Here is a 15,247-nt window from a genome sequence, read left to right as displayed (position 1 = left end):
GATGGAGGTGGAGTTCGAACCCGACAGTATCCCGTGAACCTCGACATCACCTGTGGAACGACACGCCGACGCCATCGAATCCTCGAATCGGCATTTGTCGGCAGGGCCTTCCTCGGATAGCGTTTGACACCAGTTATCCCCAGCTTCGTGCGCGGAAACACGGGCAAGTCCCCGAATCTCCCCACAGGGGGTGGATAACACTGTGAACACTCGCCTCGCGCCGCTTGCTTTCGTCGATGGGGGATCGATGAGCGGCGCACGAGACCACCAGAACCTGATTGCGGGGAACGATGACAGAACAGCCCATTTCCGACACTTGGGCGACGATCCTCGATCGACTGTCAGACGACGACGCGATCACCCCGATGCTCCAGGGGTTCCTGAACCTGGTGGAGCCGAAGGGCATCGCGGCCGGCACCTTCTACCTCGAGGTGCCGAACGACTTCACCGCGAGCATGCTGAACCAGCGCATGCGGGTGTCCCTCCTCTCCGCGATGAGCGCCGTCGAAGCGCCGTCGCCGGTCACCTCCTTCTACGTGGTGGTGAACCCCGAGCTCGAGGAGGCGGCGCGAACGGCCGACGTGCAGCCGGGCTACGGCAACGAGCCCGACCCCGTCGAGATGCCGGCGTCCCCGCAGTCGGTGTTCGAGAACACGAGCCCGGTCTCCTCGCGCGACACCCGCCTCAATCCGAAGTACGCGTTCGAGAGCTTCGTCATCGGACAGTCGAACCGGTTCGCGCACGCCGCCGCGGTCGCCGTGGCCGAGGCGCCGGCGAAGGCGTACAACCCGCTCTTCATCTACGGCGACTCGGGCCTCGGCAAGACCCACCTCCTCCACGCCATCGGCCACTATGCGATGAGCCTGTATCCCGGCATCCGCGTGCGATACGTCTCCTCCGAGGAGTTCACGAACGACTTCATCAACTCGATCGCGAACAACCGCGGCTCGCTGTTCCAGCAGCGGTACCGCAACATCGACATCCTGCTCATCGACGACATCCAGTTCCTGCAGGGCAAGGCGGAGACGCAGGAGGCGTTCTTCCACACCTTCAACACGCTGCACGACCACAACAAGCAGGTCGTGATCACCTCGGATGTCCCGCCCAAGCACCTCACCGGCTTCGAGGACCGCATGCGCAGCCGCTTCGAGTGGGGCCTCATCACCGACGTCCAGGCGCCCGACCTCGAGACCCGCATCGCGATCCTCCGGAAGAAGGCGCAGTCCGAGCGACTCCAGGTGCCCGACGACATCCTCGAGTACATGGCGTCGAAGGTCTCGTCGAACATCCGCGAGCTCGAAGGCACCCTGATCCGCGTGACCGCCTTCGCGAGCCTCAACCGCACGCCGGTCGACATGCCCCTCGTGCAGACGGTGCTGAAAGACCTCATCACCGACGACTCCGACAACGTGGTGGCGCCGGTCGACATCATCACGGCGACGGCCGACTACTTCAAGCTCACCGTCGACGACCTGTACGGCTCGAGCCGTTCGCAGGCGGTGGCGACGGCTCGGCAGATCGCCATGTACCTCTGCCGCGAGCTCACGAACCTCTCACTGCCGAAGATCGGTCAGCTGTTCGGCAACCGCGACCACACGACGGTGATGTACGCGAACAAGAAGATCTCGGAGCTCATGAAGGAGCGACGTTCGATCTACAACCAGGTGACCGAGCTCACCGCGCGCATCAAGCAGACCACCCGCTACCGCTGATCCCATTCGGTGGTCGAGTGCCGGCGTCGCGGGTTCGGGATCTCACCCGCGTGACGACACGCCCGTTCGACGACCCCGAAAACGCTCTGCAGCGCCCGTGCAGACCGATCTCAGCACGCTTCCCACAGTTGTGGAGAACCTGTGGATTGTTAACGAGCAACCGCCTGATGACTGTTGAGACGCGTCGCCGGCCTGTGCAGAACGGTGTGCTGCGTTCGAGTCGGCCCCGACGTGACCGCGTTCGAATCCACACACCGTGCACAGATCGAACAGCCCGCGATCGGCGTCGTTCCGCGGGTCTCTGAACACCATCCACAGTTTCCACAACGGTTAACACCGTTAAGAGAGAGTTGTTTAAGGGGCGATTCCCACAACCTCGTCGTCGGCGAGGCTCGAGCGGTGGCACGGTCGGGTCGAAGCGACCTCGCGATCGACGGATTCTCCGACGCCGTCAACAGTCGTGCGGATAGCATGGGAGCCACCAAGCGACATCCACGACGGGAGAACCGTGAAGTTCCAGGTCAACCGCGACGTCTTCAGTGAGGCCGTGTCCTTCGCCGTGAAGCTGCTTCCGCAGCGCACGACGCTGCCGATCCTCTCCGGCGTCCTCATCAAGGCGACCACCGATGGACTCGTGCTGTCCTCCTTCGACTACGAGGTGTCGTCGCAGACCGAGATCCAGGCCGACGTCGAAGAGCCCGGAACCGTGCTCGTCTCGGGTCGCCTCCTGGCCGAGATCGCCGGCCGGCTCCCGAACGCCCCCGTCCGCATCGCGACCGAAGAGAGCCGCATCTCGGTGAGCTGCGGCTCCGCGAGCTTCACGCTGCTGTCGATGCCGGTCGAGGAGTATCCGTCGATCCCCGAGATCGGCGAGCAGTCCGGACTCGTGCCCGCCGAGGAGTTCGCGGCCGCGGTCGCCCAGGTGGCCGTCGCCGCGTCGCGCGACGACGTGACCCCGGTCATCACGGGCGTCCAGCTCGAGGTGCGCGAGAACAGCCTCGGCCTCGTCGCGACCGACCGCTACCGCGTCGCCGTGCGCGAGATCGACTGGGACGGCGGCAACGTCGCCGCCGGCGACGAGGCGATCACCGCGCTCGTCCCGGCGCGCACCCTGCAGGAGGTCGGCAAGACCCTCGGCAACGCCGGCAACATCTCCGTCGCGATCACCAGCCGCGACGACCGCGAGCTCATCGCCTTCAGCGCCGACAAGAAGACCGTCACGTCACTGCTCATCAAGGGCAACTTCCCGCCTGTCCGCCGGCTCTTCCCCGAGACGGTCGACAACTACGCGGTCATGAACACCGCCGATCTGATCGAGGCGACGCGTCGTGTCGCCCTCGTCCTCGAGCGCGAGGCGGCGCTGCGCTACAGCTTCACGGCCGACGGCCTCACCCTCGAGGCGATCGGCTCGGAGCAGGCACAGGCATCCGAGTCGATCGACGCGATCCTGACCGGTGACGACACCGTCGTGTCGCTGAAGCCGCAGTTCCTCCTCGACGGGCTCGGCGCCGTGCACTCGGAGTTCGTTCGCATCTCGTTCACCAAGACCGAGAACCCGAACAAGCCCGGCCCGGTGCTCATCACGAGCCAGACCTCGCGCGAGCAGGCCGGCGCCGACAGCTACCGGTACCTGCTGCAGCCGAACCTGCTGCTGCGCTGATCCGCTCGGCGCCGCGCCGACGCGATCCGGTCCGACCGACTCGCGCCGGGTCGTGTTGCGTCGCCGGCTACGGTCGATGATCGGGTGGATGCCGCGTGCCTCCGTGTCGGCGGACGCCGGTAGCGTAGGCGTGGTCGAACGAGAGGAGCGGTGCCCGTGCACGTCGCCCGACTCTCCCTCACCGACTACCGCAACTACGAGCGCGCGGAGCTCGAGCTCGGGCCGGGCGCGACGGTGCTCGTCGGCCGGAACGGCCAGGGCAAGACCAACCTCGTCGAGTCGATCGGCTACCTCGCCACGCTCGGGTCGCACCGGGTCTCGGGCGATCAGGCGCTGATCCGGGCGGGTGCCGACGCGGCGATCGTCCGGGCGCTCCTCGCGCACGGCGACCGAGAGCTGCTCGTCGAGCTGCAGCTCAACCGTCAGGGTGCGAACCGGGCCCAGCTGAACCGCTCGCCCGTGAAGACCCGCGAACTCCCTCGCTACGCGCACAGCGTGCTGTTCGCTCCAGAAGACCTGGCGATCGTCCGCGGCGAGCCGGGCGTCCGCAGGCGCATGCTCGATGAGCTGCTCGTGCAGCGGACCCCGCGCCTCGGCGGCGTCATGGCCGACTACGACCGCGTGCTGAAGCAGCGCAACACCCTGCTGAAGAGCGCTCGCGCCCGGGGGCTCGCCGCCGAGAAGCTCACGACGCTCGACATCTGGGACGAACGACTCGTCGCGCTCGGCTCCGAGCTCATCGACCAGCGCCTCGCGCTCATCGCCGAGCTCGGCGATCCCGTGGCGGCGGCCTACCGCTCGATCGTCGACGCCGACCACCGCCCCGAGCTCCGTGCGGTGCTCTCGATCGACGGCGGAGACGCCGAGGGCGATGACGGAGCCGATGCAGGTCCGGCCGCATCGGGCACGCCTCGTTCGACGGCGCCCACCGCCGATCGCTTCGCCGCCGCGCTCGGCGCGTTGCGCGGAAAGGAGCTCGAGCGGGGGGTCACCCTCGTGGGCCCGCACCGCGACGACGTCCTCCTCCTGCTCAACGGGCTGCCGGCGAAGGGCTATGCGAGTCACGGCGAGTCGTGGTCGTTCGCGCTCGCGCTGCGACTCGCCTCGGCCGAGTTGCTCCGACGCGACTCGAGCACGGGCGATCCGGTGCTCGTCCTCGACGATGTCTTCGCCGAGCTCGACCGGCTCCGCCGGGAGCGGCTCGCGGGCGCGATCGCCGGATTCGAACAGGTGCTCGTCACCGCGGCCGTCCTCGAGGACGTGCCGGCCCCGCTCGTCGCGCGTATCGTGCACATCGAGTCGGGGCGCATCGTCGAGGCGCCCCAGCAGAACGAACTCGCCGCCGCCGCACAGGCCGCCGACGAGGCATCCGATCGAGAGGGCGACCAGGCCGATGGCTGACGCATCCGAGGCATCGCGGGTGTACCGGCACTTCCGCGAGATCTTCGGCGGCGAGCCCCGGCTGCGGGCCGGGCGCGCGACCCGGGTGCGCACCCGCGACGACAGCGAGAACCAGCCGTTCACCCCTGGGCGCGACCCGAAGGCGCTCGGCGCGACGCTCGACGGCCTGAGCGCGCAGCTCGGGTGGACGGGTCCCCTGTCGCAGCACGACGTCCTCGCCTCGTGGGCCGAGATCGTCGGCGAAGACACGGCGCGCCACTCCGAGGCCATCGCGATCGAGGGCGGCGTGCTGCAGGTGCGGTGCGAGTCGACGGCATGGGCGACGCAGCTCCGACTGATGCGCACCCAGCTCGTCACCGAGATCGTCTCGAGGTACCCCGGGGCCGGAGTCGAGACCATCCGCTTCCAAGGGCCGGACGCCCCCACCTGGAAAAAGGGCCCCAGATCGGTTCCAGGGCGCGGCCCACGCGATACCTACGGCTGAGAAGACGAAAACGGTCACTGAACCCGATTCATTGCGCGAGAGCGGCCTTTCACGGCCTTTCACGACGGCCTCTTTGATAGGATCGAGAGTCGCCAATGCGACGGTTTGGAGCCTGATTCACCCATGACAGCGGAACCGACGAAGCCCGAGAGCGCGCCCGAATACGGTGCAGACGCGATCCAGGTTCTCGAGGGCCTCGAAGCGGTACGCAAGCGGCCCGGCATGTACATCGGCTCGACCGGGCCACGAGGACTCCATCACCTCGTCTACGAGATCGTCGACAACTCCGTCGATGAGGCGCTCGCGGGCTACGCGAGCGCGATCGACGTGACGATCCTCGCCGACGGCGGCATCCTCGTCGTCGACGACGGTCGCGGCATCCCGGTGGGAGTGCACAAGACCGAGGGCCGCTCGACGGTCGAGGTCGTCCACACCGTGCTGCACGCCGGCGGCAAGTTCGGCGGCGGCGGGTACGCGGTCTCGGGCGGCCTGCACGGCGTCGGCGCGTCCGTCGTCAACGCGCTGTCGTCGCGCTTCGAGGTCGAGGTCCGACGCGAGGGCCACGTCTGGCGGCAGGCCTACGAGATCGGCGTGCCGCTCGCTCCGCTCTCGAAGGACGAGGCGAGCGACCAGACCGGCACCACGACGACGTTCTGGGCGAGCCCCGAGATCTTCGAGACGGTCGAGTACGACTACGAGACGCTGCGGGCGCGCCTCCAGCAGATGGCGTTCCTCAACAAGGGCCTGCGCATCACGCTCACCGACCTCCGGCACGCCGCCGATCCGGCGGATCCGGCCGATGTCGAGAACGTGACCGACGCGCCGCTCGAGGGCCCGCGGACCGACACGTTCCACTACGAGCGCGGCCTCGTCGACTACGTCGAGTACATCAACCGGGCGAAGAAGTCCGACGTCGTGAACGACGAGATCATCTCGTTCGAGACCGAGGACACCGAACGCAAGATCGCGCTCGAGGTCGCGATGCAGTGGACGACGGCGTACACCGAGTCGGTGCACACCTACGCGAACACGATCAACACGCACGAGGGCGGCACGCACGAAGAGGGCTTCCGTGCGGCCCTCACGACGCTGGTCAACAAGTACGCCCGCGAGAAGAGCATCCTCAAGGAGAAGGACGACAACCTCTCCGGCGACGACGTCCGCGAGGGATTGACCGCCGTCATCTCGGTGAAGCTCAGCGAGCCGCAGTTCGAGGGCCAGACGAAGACGAAGCTCGGCAACACCGAGGCGAAGTCGTTCGTGCAGAAGGTCACGGCCGATCAGCTCGGCGACTGGTTCGAGCGCAACCCGACCCAGGCCCGCGAGATCATCCGCAAGGCCATCCAGGCGGCGACCGCGCGCATCGCCGCACGCAAGGCGCGCGAGGCGACCCGGCGCAAGGGCCTGCTCGAGTCGGGCGGCATGCCCGGCAAGCTGAAGGACTGCTCCTCGAAGGACCCGTCGCTCTCCGAGATCTTCATCGTCGAGGGCGACTCGGCCGGCGGCTCGGCCGTCCAGGGGCGCAACCCCGAGACGCAGGCGATCCTGCCGCTGCGCGGGAAGATCCTCAACGTCGAGAAGGCGCGTCTCGACCGAGCGCTCGGCAACGCCGAGGTCCAGGCGATGATCACGGCGTTCGGCGCCGGCATCGGCGAGGACTTCAACACCGAGAAGGCCAGGTACCACAAGATCGTGCTCATGGCCGACGCCGACGTCGACGGCCAGCACATCACGACCCTGCTGCTCACGCTGCTGTTCCGCTACATGCGGCCGCTCATCGAGCTCGGGTACGTGTACCTCGCGCAGCCGCCGCTGTACCGCCTGAAGTGGACGAACGCCGACCACGAGTACGTGTACTCCGACAAGGAGCGCGATGCCCTGCTCGCCGCGGGCGTCGCGGCCGGCAAGCGCATCCCGAAGGACAACGGCGTCCAGCGGTACAAGGGTCTCGGTGAGATGAACCACCAGGAGCTGTGGGAGACCACGATGAACCCCGAGACCCGCACGCTGCTGCAGGTCACCATGGACGACGCGGCCGCCGCCGACGAGATCTTCTCGACCCTGATGGGCGAAGACGTCGAGAGCCGCCGCAACTTCATCCAGAAGAACGCGAAGGACGTGCGTTTCCTTGACATCTGATGTGATCGATCCCGGCGCGAACGGCGCCGACGAGAACGCCCCCGGCATCCACGGCAAGATCGACCAGGTCGACCTGCAGCTCGAGATGCAGCGCTCGTACCTCGACTACGCGATGAGCGTGATCGTGGGCCGTGCGCTGCCCGAGGTGCGCGACGGACTGAAGCCGGTGCACCGCCGCGTCATCTACGCCATGTACGACGGCGGCTACCGCCCCGACAAGGCGTTCTCGAAGTGCGCCCGCGTCGTCGGCGACGTGATGGGCCAGTTCCACCCGCACGGCGACACCGCGATCTACGACGCGCTCGTGCGGCTCGTGCAGCCGTGGAGCCTCCGCTACCCGCTCGCGCTCGGGCAGGGCAACTTCGGCTCTCCCGGCAACGACGGCGCGGCCGCCCCCCGGTACACCGAGACCAAGATGGCTCCGCTCGCGCTCGAGATGGTGCGCGACATCGACGAGGAGACCGTCGACTTCCAGGACAACTACGACGGCCGCACCCAGGAGCCGTCGATCCTGCCGGCCCGGTTCCCGAACCTGCTCGTCAACGGCTCGGTCGGCATCGCGGTCGGCATGGCGACCAACATCCCGCCGCACAACCTCCGCGAGGTCGCCTCGGGTGCCCAGTGGTACCTCGAGCACCCCGAGGCATCCCGCGAGGAGCTGCAGGAGGCGCTGCTGCAGCGCATCAAGGGACCCGACTTCCCGACCGGGGCGCAGATCCTCGGCGTGAAGGGCATCACCGACGCGTACCGCACCGGTCGTGGCTCGATCACGATGCGCGCGGTCGTCTCGGTGGAGGAGCTGCAGGGCCGCACCTGCCTCGTCGTCACCGAGCTGCCGTACCAGGTCAACCCCGACAACCTCGCGATCAAGATCGCCGACCTCGTGAAGGACGGCAAGATCGGCGGCATCGCCGACATCCGCGACGAGACCTCGGGCCGCACCGGCCAGCGCCTCGTCATCGTGCTGAAGCGCGACGCGGTGGCGAAGGTCGTGCTGAACAACCTCTACAAGCACACGCAGCTGCAGGAGAACTTCGGCGCGAACATGCTCGCGATCGTCGACGGCGTGCCCCGCACGCTCTCGATCGACGGCTTCATCGCGCACTGGGTCGACCACCAGATCGACGTCATCGTCCGCCGCACGCAGTTCCGCCTTCGCAAGGCGGAGGAGCGCATGCACATCCTGCGCGGCTACCTCAAGGCGCTCGACGCGCTCGACGAGGTCATCGCGCTCATCCGCGCCTCGGCGACGGTCGACGATGCACGAACCGGCCTGAAGGGCCTGCTCGACATCGACGACCTGCAGTCCGACGCGATCCTCGCGATGCAGCTGCGCCGGCTCGCCGCGCTCGAGCGCCAGAAGATCATGGACGAGGCCGAGGCGCTCGAGGCCGAGATCACGGACTTCAAGGACATCCTCGCCCGGCCCGAGCGCCAGCGGACGATCGTCTCCGAAGAGCTCGCCGAGATCGTCGACAAGTACGGCGACGAGCGCCGCACGCACATCATGCCCGGCTTCGACGGCGACATGTCGGTGGAAGACCTCATCCCCGAAGAGGAGATGGTGGTCACCGTCACCCGCGGCGGCTACGTGAAGCGCACGCGCAGCGACAACTACCGCTCGCAGCACCGCGGCGGCAAGGGCGTGAAGGGCGCGCAGCTGCGCGCCGACGACGTGGTCGAGCACTTCTTCGTGACGACGACGCACCACTGGCTCCTGTTCTTCACGAACATGGGCCGCGTGTACCGTGCGAAGGCGTACGAGATCCAGGAGGCCGGCCGCGACGCGAAGGGCCAGCACGTCGCGAACCTGCTCGAGATGCAGCCCGACGAGGAGATCGCCGAGATCCTCGACATCCGCGACTACGAGGTGGCGAAGTACCTCGTGCTCGCGACCCACGACGGGCTCGTGAAGAAGACCGCGCTCGAGGAGTACGACACCAACCGTTCGCGGGGCGTCATCGCGATCAAGCTCCGCGAGGGCGACGAGCTCGTCTCGGCGATGCTCGTCGACGAGCACGACGAGATCCTCCTCGTCTCCAAGAAGGGCATGTCGCTGCGCTTCGAGGCGACCGACGAGGCGCTGCGTCCGATGGGCCGCTCGACCTCGGGTGTGAAGGGCATGAGCTTCCGCGACGGAGACGCGCTGCTCGAGGCCTCGGTCGTGCCGGGGTCGGGAGCCGCCGGTGAGGTCGCTGAGAATGAGCCGGATGTCGCGGCCGACCTCGACGGCGCGCAGTACGTGTTCGTCGTCACCGAGGGCGGCTACGCCAAGCGCACCGCGGTCGACCAGTATCGCCTGCAGAACCGCGGCGGACTGGGCATCAAGGTGGCGAAGCTGAACGAGGATCGCGGCGATCTCGCCGGTGCGCTCATCGTCGGATCCGACGACGAGGTGCTGGTGGTTCTTGCCAGCGGCAAGGTGGTACGCTCCGATGTCGCCGAGGTTCCTGCCAAGGGCAGGGATACGATGGGCGTCGTCTTCGCGAAGTTCGCGGTGGACGACCGCATCATCGCCATCGCGAAGAATTCCGAACGGAATCTCGTGGAGGAGGCCGCAGAGACCGAAGCGGCCGAATCCGCCGGAGAAGGAGTAACCGTCAATGAGTAGCGTCGCCGAGAAGCTGGCCCGCAAGTCGAGCAAACGCGCCCCGGCCAAGCAGGTGCGCCTGCGGCTCGTCTACATCGACTTCTGGTCGGCGGTGAAGCTGTCGTTCCTCGTGGCCGTGTGCCTCGCCGTCGTGTCGATCGTGGCGACGTTCCTCATCTGGACGGTCCTCAACTCGACCGACGTGTTCTCGAAGCTCAACGAGCTCGTGAAGGACGTGGCCGGCACCGGCGGCGACCTGTCGTCGATCCTGTCGCTCGGCAACGTGATGGGCTTCGCGGTCGTCGCCGCACTGTTGAACCTCGTCGTGACGACCGCGCTCGGCGCGATCGTGGCGGTGCTCTACAACCTCAGTGTGAAGATCACCGGCGGCATCCTGGTCGGGTTCACGAACAACTAGGCGCCGGGGGAGGGGCGCTGCGCGCCCTCCCGGCGGCCGAGTTCGGCTCGATTCGGATATTCCTGAAGTCTCAGGTAGTCTGTCCTTCGGCCGAAACACGGGGATATAGCTCAGGCGGTTAGAGCGCTTCGCTGATAACGAAGAGGTCCGAGGTTCAAGTCCTCGTATCCCCACTCTGAAAATTCCACAACACACCGGATGCCTCGCATCCGGCTCGGGGCCTTAGCTCAGTTGGTAGAGCGCCTGCTTTGCAAGCAGGATGTCAGGAGTTCGAATCTCCTAGGCTCCACACTCCACAATTCATCCCCCGCCGCGCTCCCGCATTCCGATACTGTGGGCTCAACCCGGCGATCTCGCCGCGGTATTGCCTTTCAGGGGGTATTGCCATGGCATTCGACACCAACTTCTGGGACGTCTTCAGCGGCCTGTTCGGTTTCTTCGTCTTCGTCGCCTACCTGGTGGCGCTCTTCTCGGTGATCGCCGATCTGTTCCGCGATCCTGAGCTCGCCGGCTGGGCGAAGGCGGTCTGGCTGCTCTTCCTCATCTTCGTGCCCTTCATCACGGTGCTCGTCTATCTCATCGCGCGCGGGAACAGCTTCGCCGCTCGCGAGAACGCCCGGCGCAGCGCCTACCACGAGTACATCGACGACCGGGGCGAGGTGTCGCAGTACAACCCGAACGACGAGGTCGCCAGGGCGAAGGGGCTCGGGGGCGACCCCACGATCAGCGCGTCGCAGTTCGACGCCGTGCAGAACGACTCGATGCGCGAAGGCTGAGCCGCGTTCCGTGCACTCGGGCTCGACCCTGCCCACGCGGGTAGGGTGACGGGATGGACATCCGCATCGCCGCGTATGGCGTGATCATCCGCGACGAGCACATTCTGCTCGCGCACTGGAACGAGCACGGCCGCTCCGGCTGGACGCTGCCCGGGGGCGGCATCGAGGGCAGTGAGCACCCGGTGCAGGCCGCGCGGCGGGAGATCGCGGAGGAGACGGGCTACGAGGCATCCATCGATCGCCTGCTCGGCATCGACACCATGGTGATCCCGGCGTCGAAGCGCCGGACGGGCGCCGACCCGCTCTACGCGATGCGGGTGATCTACCGCGCGAGCGTCATCGGCGGCGAACTGCGCGACGAGGTCGACGGCTCGAGCGACGAGGCGCGGTGGGTGCCGCTCGCGGAGGTGTCGACGCTGCACCGCGTGAGCCTGCTCGACATCGCGCTGAGACTGAATGCGGCGGAACCGCCGAACGGGGTGCCGCCGAGCGCGTAGGGCGCGACGCGCTCGACCCCGACGTCGGTGCTCCGGCCGCGATGGCGGCCGAACCGTCGGCGACGGGGTCGAGGGCGATGCGCTGCCGCGCGAACGGCGCCGCCGCGAGGGCGACGGCGCCGTCCGGTGCTGGGCTGGTCGTGAGGGCGTTCATGCGATCACGACTCAGAGGTTGGGGCCGAGGAGGGCGATCCGCTGGAGATCGCCTGCGCGGACCCGGTGCGCGAGTGCGGTGTTCTGCTGGCGCAGCATCACGGCCTCGTGCGAGACGCGCTGGCTCTGTCGGCGGCTCCACGCGATGAGCGCGAGGCCGGCGCGCAGGGCGATGCGCTCGTTGAGTCGGCGTGCCTGGGCACGCATGGCGTTGGCCTGTCCGGAGTCGGACTGACCGAGGGCGAGAGAACTGGTGTTCACGTCGTGTCCTTCGTTGGGTTGGTTGGGTGCACCGGACGGTGCGGGGCGCCGGACGGCCGGGTGGCCGAGGGCGTCGTCTGAGAGGTGGTGAATCGCCGGCGCGTGCGCCTCGCAATCGGTGCGGGCGGAGTGTGCCGGGGGAGCGCGACTGAGCCGCGGGCCTTCGAACCGGGCGGCTGATGGACCGGGCGACCGTTCGACCGACTCGATCAGTCGATGACGGATGCCGCGGATCGCAGCAGCTCACACCTCGAAGGCGGAATGGCGGTCGCGTACGAGAGACGCGTCGCCGGGGCGGAGAACTAGCAGGCCGGAGCGGCGAGGAGGATCACCGTGCGGCCGGCGGTAAATGCCGGGGTGAAGATGTGCTTCATCATTGGGATCAACTCCTCTCTTGGGCTCTGGCGCGTTCGCACCGGTCACTGACACTAGCGGTGAACTCACGCCGATTGCAAGGCAATTTCTCAGATTGCCTCGAAATCAGTGCAGGCACTGAGACGAGTGGGCCTCGGTCAGGCGCCGGCGGCGGTCCGCTCGGCGGACTGGATGATCGCCTCGACGCCCAGCACGAAGAGTTCTCGGTCCTCGAGTTCGATCAGGCTCGTGCTGTTCGACGCGATGAGCGGATAGCGCCGCGGATCGGCCAGAATCGGCCCCTCGAACCAGGCCGAGGACGCCTCGTCGCCTTCGCCGCGCTCGCGACGCTCACCGCGCGCTCGGGCGATGCCCGCCGCGCTCGAGAGGGTGTGCGCCGCGAACAGCGCATAGTGGCGTACGAGATCGTCGCCGGAGAGGCCGGCCCGTGTGAAGCACTCGAGCATGAACTCGACGGCATCGAGCTCGCCGGTGCCGTGGGTCGTGAGCACCGTCGCCTCGACGCCGATCGCAGGGTGGCTCGCGAAGTAGTCGAGCGTGGCGACGGCGATCTGACGGAGCCTGCCGCGCCAGTCGGCGGCGTCCGCGGTGATCTCGAGCATGCTGCGCTGGATGAGCTCGTCGAGGAGCGCCTGCATGAGCTGCTCCTTGTTGCGGAAGTGGCGGTAGATCGCCGTCGGGTCGGCGCCGAGCTTCGCGCCGAGTTCGCGAACCGAGAGCGAGGTCGAGGCCGACGTCGCCGCGATCTCGAGCCCGGCCGCGATGATCGAGTCGCGGTCGAGGCGGGCCTTTCGGGGCGTCGCCGTGCTGCGCCGGCGGCTCGTGCTCGTCGTGGCCATCACCCCTCCTATCGGCGCACGCCCGGTCTCGTGGAGCGATCGAGACGCTCGTCGGTTCGGTCGTGCCTCTTCATGCTGCCACGCCCGCGACCCCTGTGTCGCGATGACCTCGCGGGCGTGGCATCCGGGCCAGCATAACGACTCTGTCACCGATGATGTCAACACTGTTGACAGCGCCCGGCGGGTCGGGCTAGCGTCGCCCTCGTCCGACGCATTCGATGAGGAAATGAGGCTGACGTGTCAGTTGCCGACGTGCTGTTCACCGGGGGATCCGTGTTCACGGGCAGCGGCGATCCGCTCGAGGGTCACGCGGTGGCCGTCACCGGTGGACGGATCACGGCGGTCGTGCCCGAGGCCGAGGCCTCCGCGCTCGTCGGCGAGGGGACCCGCGTGGTCGAGCTCGGCGGCGCCCTGCTCAGCCCGGGCTTCCAGGACGCCCACATCCACCCGGTGGGCGGCGGGGTCGAGCTGCTCCAGTGCAACCTCACCGAAGCGCGCGACGCCGACGAGGCCGTCGCCACGGTCGCGGCGTACGCCGCAGCGAACCCCGATGAGACATGGATCCTCGGCGGCGGCTGGTCGATGGACCACTTCCCGGGAGGCGCGCCCGTGCGCGCGCTGCTCGACGCCGTCGTGCCCGACCGGCCGGTGCTGCTCTCGAGCCGCGACCACCACAGCATGTGGGCGAACACGGCGGCGATGCGGATCGCCGGACTCGACGCCACGACCGACGACCCCGACGACGGCCGCATCGAACGCGAGAGCGACGGGCACCCTGCCGGCACCTTCCACGAAGGTGCCGCCGAGCTCTTCGCCTCGGTGCGGCCGCCGATCGACCCCGAACTCGTCTACCGCGGACTCCTCCGCGCGCAGGAGGAGCTCATCGCGCTCGGCATCACCGGCTGGCAGGACGCGCTCATCGGCACCGCCGCGGGCGTGCCCGACGCGTACGAGGCGTACCTCCGCGCGCTCGACGAGGGCGCCCTCAAGGTGCACGTCGTCGGGGCGCAGTGGTGGGAGCGTTCGGGCGGCCTCGAGCAGGTCGCCGAGATGGTCCGACGCCGCGAGGAGCTGCGCGCACTCGGCCACGGCGACCGGTTCACCCTCGGCACCACGAAGATCATGGTCGACGGCGTCGCGGAGAACCAGACCGCGGCGATGCTGACGCCGTACCGCGACGCGCACGGCCACGACACGCACAACCACGGGCTCTCCTTCGTCGATCCGGCGCTGCTCGCCGAGGCCGTCACCGCGCTCGACGCGGAGGGGCAGCAGGTGCACATGCACGCGCTCGGCGATCGCGCCGTGCGTGAGGGGCTCGACGCCGTGGCGGCCGCCCGCGCCGCGAACGGCCCGAGCGACGGGCGGCACCACCTCGCACACCTCCAGATCGTCGCCGAAGCCGAGACGGCCCGCTTCGCGGAGCTCGACGCGGTCGCGAACCTGCAGATGCTGTGGGCCACCCACGAGGACCAGATCGACGAGCTGACCCTGCCGTTCCTGCAGGACGGCCAGGAGGCGCGCCAGTACCCGTTCGGCGACCTCGTCCGCGGCGGTGCACGCCTCGCGGCCGGCAGCGACTGGCCCGTCTCGACGGCCGACCCGATCGCCGCGATCCACATCGCGGTCACCCGTGTCGCACCCGGCGTCGAGGCGGGTCCCCTCGGCGGCGCACACCAGCGCCTCGACCTCACCACGGCGCTGGCCGCCTACACCTCGGGCACCGCCTACGTGAATCACCGCGACCACGACACCGGGTACGTCCGCGAGGGCTACCTCGCGAACCTCGTCGTGCTCGAGCCCAACCCCTTCACCGTTCCCGCCGACGACCTCCACCGCACGACGGTCGCCTCGACGTGGATCGAGGGTGAAGCGGTCCACGACCGCGCCGCCCTGCCCAGCACCGCCCTGCCCGCCACCGCCTGACCCCTGAGGAGTACTC

General features: G+C 68.3%; 12 protein-coding genes and 2 tRNA genes. 12 read left to right on the top strand and 2 right to left on the bottom strand.

Annotation, left to right across the window (positions count from 1 at the left end; all coding sequences use genetic code 11):
• The first annotated feature begins 290 nt into the window (after positions 1 to 290).
• From dnaA to ACFVAJ_RS07400, 11 genes are all read left to right on the top strand, one after another.
• The gene (dnaA, locus tag ACFVAJ_RS07450; RefSeq protein ID WP_376942696.1) at positions 291 to 1,712 is read left to right on the top strand and encodes a chromosomal replication initiator protein DnaA; all 1,422 of its coding nucleotides are present in this window, start codon (positions 291 to 293) and stop codon (positions 1,710 to 1,712) included.
• A 508-nt stretch (positions 1,713 to 2,220) separates the two neighbouring features.
• Positions 2,221 to 3,372 (top strand): DNA polymerase III subunit beta, encoded by a 1,152-nt coding sequence (gene dnaN / locus ACFVAJ_RS07445; RefSeq protein ID WP_376942694.1) that lies wholly within the window; start codon positions 2,221 to 2,223, stop codon positions 3,370 to 3,372.
• A 156-nt stretch (positions 3,373 to 3,528) separates the two neighbouring features.
• Positions 3,529 to 4,773 (top strand): DNA replication/repair protein RecF, encoded by a 1,245-nt coding sequence (gene recF / locus ACFVAJ_RS07440; protein WP_376942692.1) that lies wholly within the window; start codon positions 3,529 to 3,531, stop codon positions 4,771 to 4,773.
• Positions 4,766 to 5,257: a DUF721 domain-containing protein gene (locus tag ACFVAJ_RS07435; RefSeq protein WP_376942690.1), complete on the top strand. Its 492-nt coding sequence runs from the start codon at positions 4,766 to 4,768 to the stop codon at positions 5,255 to 5,257. The genes recF and ACFVAJ_RS07435 overlap by 8 nt, the downstream gene beginning before the upstream one ends.
• Positions 5,258 to 5,380: 123 nt before the next feature.
• On the top strand, positions 5,381 to 7,396 hold the full coding sequence (gene gyrB / locus ACFVAJ_RS07430; RefSeq protein WP_376942688.1) for a DNA topoisomerase (ATP-hydrolyzing) subunit B: 2,016 nt from the start codon (positions 5,381 to 5,383) through the stop codon (positions 7,394 to 7,396).
• An 85-nt stretch (positions 7,397 to 7,481) separates the two neighbouring features.
• Positions 7,482 to 10,007, top strand: a complete 2,526-nt coding sequence (gyrA, locus tag ACFVAJ_RS07425) for a DNA gyrase subunit A (RefSeq protein ID WP_376944594.1) — start codon at positions 7,482 to 7,484, stop codon at positions 10,005 to 10,007.
• Entirely contained in the window at positions 10,000 to 10,404 is a 405-nt protein-coding gene (locus tag ACFVAJ_RS07420) for a DUF3566 domain-containing protein (protein ID WP_376942686.1), read from the top strand. Before gyrA ends, ACFVAJ_RS07420 begins: the two co-directional genes overlap by 8 nt.
• Before the next feature lie 99 nt (positions 10,405 to 10,503).
• Positions 10,504 to 10,577: transfer RNA gene (locus tag ACFVAJ_RS07415), tRNA-Ile, on the top strand.
• A 43-nt stretch (positions 10,578 to 10,620) separates the two neighbouring features.
• Positions 10,621 to 10,693: transfer RNA gene (locus ACFVAJ_RS07410), tRNA-Ala, on the top strand.
• A 97-nt stretch (positions 10,694 to 10,790) separates the two neighbouring features.
• Complete coding sequence (locus ACFVAJ_RS07405; RefSeq protein WP_376942684.1) at positions 10,791 to 11,180, top strand: PLD nuclease N-terminal domain-containing protein; 390 nt, start codon at positions 10,791 to 10,793, stop codon at positions 11,178 to 11,180.
• 53 nt (positions 11,181 to 11,233) lie between these two features.
• Positions 11,234 to 11,677, top strand: coding sequence for an NUDIX hydrolase (locus tag ACFVAJ_RS07400; protein WP_376942682.1), 444 nt, complete (start codon positions 11,234 to 11,236; stop codon positions 11,675 to 11,677).
• A 165-nt stretch (positions 11,678 to 11,842) separates the two neighbouring features.
• On the opposite strand, the gene ACFVAJ_RS07395 is transcribed toward ACFVAJ_RS07400, so the two are convergent.
• Both ACFVAJ_RS07395 and ACFVAJ_RS07390 read right to left on the bottom strand, forming a co-directional pair.
• The gene (locus ACFVAJ_RS07395; RefSeq protein ID WP_376942680.1) at positions 11,843 to 12,091 is read right to left on the bottom strand and encodes a hypothetical protein; all 249 of its coding nucleotides are present in this window, start codon (positions 12,089 to 12,091) and stop codon (positions 11,843 to 11,845) included.
• A gap of 512 nt (positions 12,092 to 12,603) precedes the next feature.
• Positions 12,604 to 13,305 (bottom strand): TetR/AcrR family transcriptional regulator, encoded by a 702-nt coding sequence (locus ACFVAJ_RS07390; protein WP_376942678.1) that lies wholly within the window; start codon positions 13,303 to 13,305, stop codon positions 12,604 to 12,606.
• 237 nt (positions 13,306 to 13,542) lie between these two features.
• On the opposite strand from ACFVAJ_RS07390, the gene ACFVAJ_RS07385 reads away from it, so the two are divergent.
• Complete coding sequence (locus ACFVAJ_RS07385; protein WP_376942676.1) at positions 13,543 to 15,231, top strand: amidohydrolase; 1,689 nt, start codon at positions 13,543 to 13,545, stop codon at positions 15,229 to 15,231.
• Positions 15,232 to 15,247 lie beyond the last annotated feature (16 nt).

This window comes from Agromyces sp. NPDC057679, from assembly GCF_042799635.1.
Taxonomy (GTDB): domain Bacteria; phylum Actinomycetota; class Actinomycetes; order Actinomycetales; family Microbacteriaceae; genus Agromyces.
The sequence above is the reverse complement of the archived record's forward strand: the minus strand, read 5'-3'. Positions and strand labels throughout refer to the sequence as shown.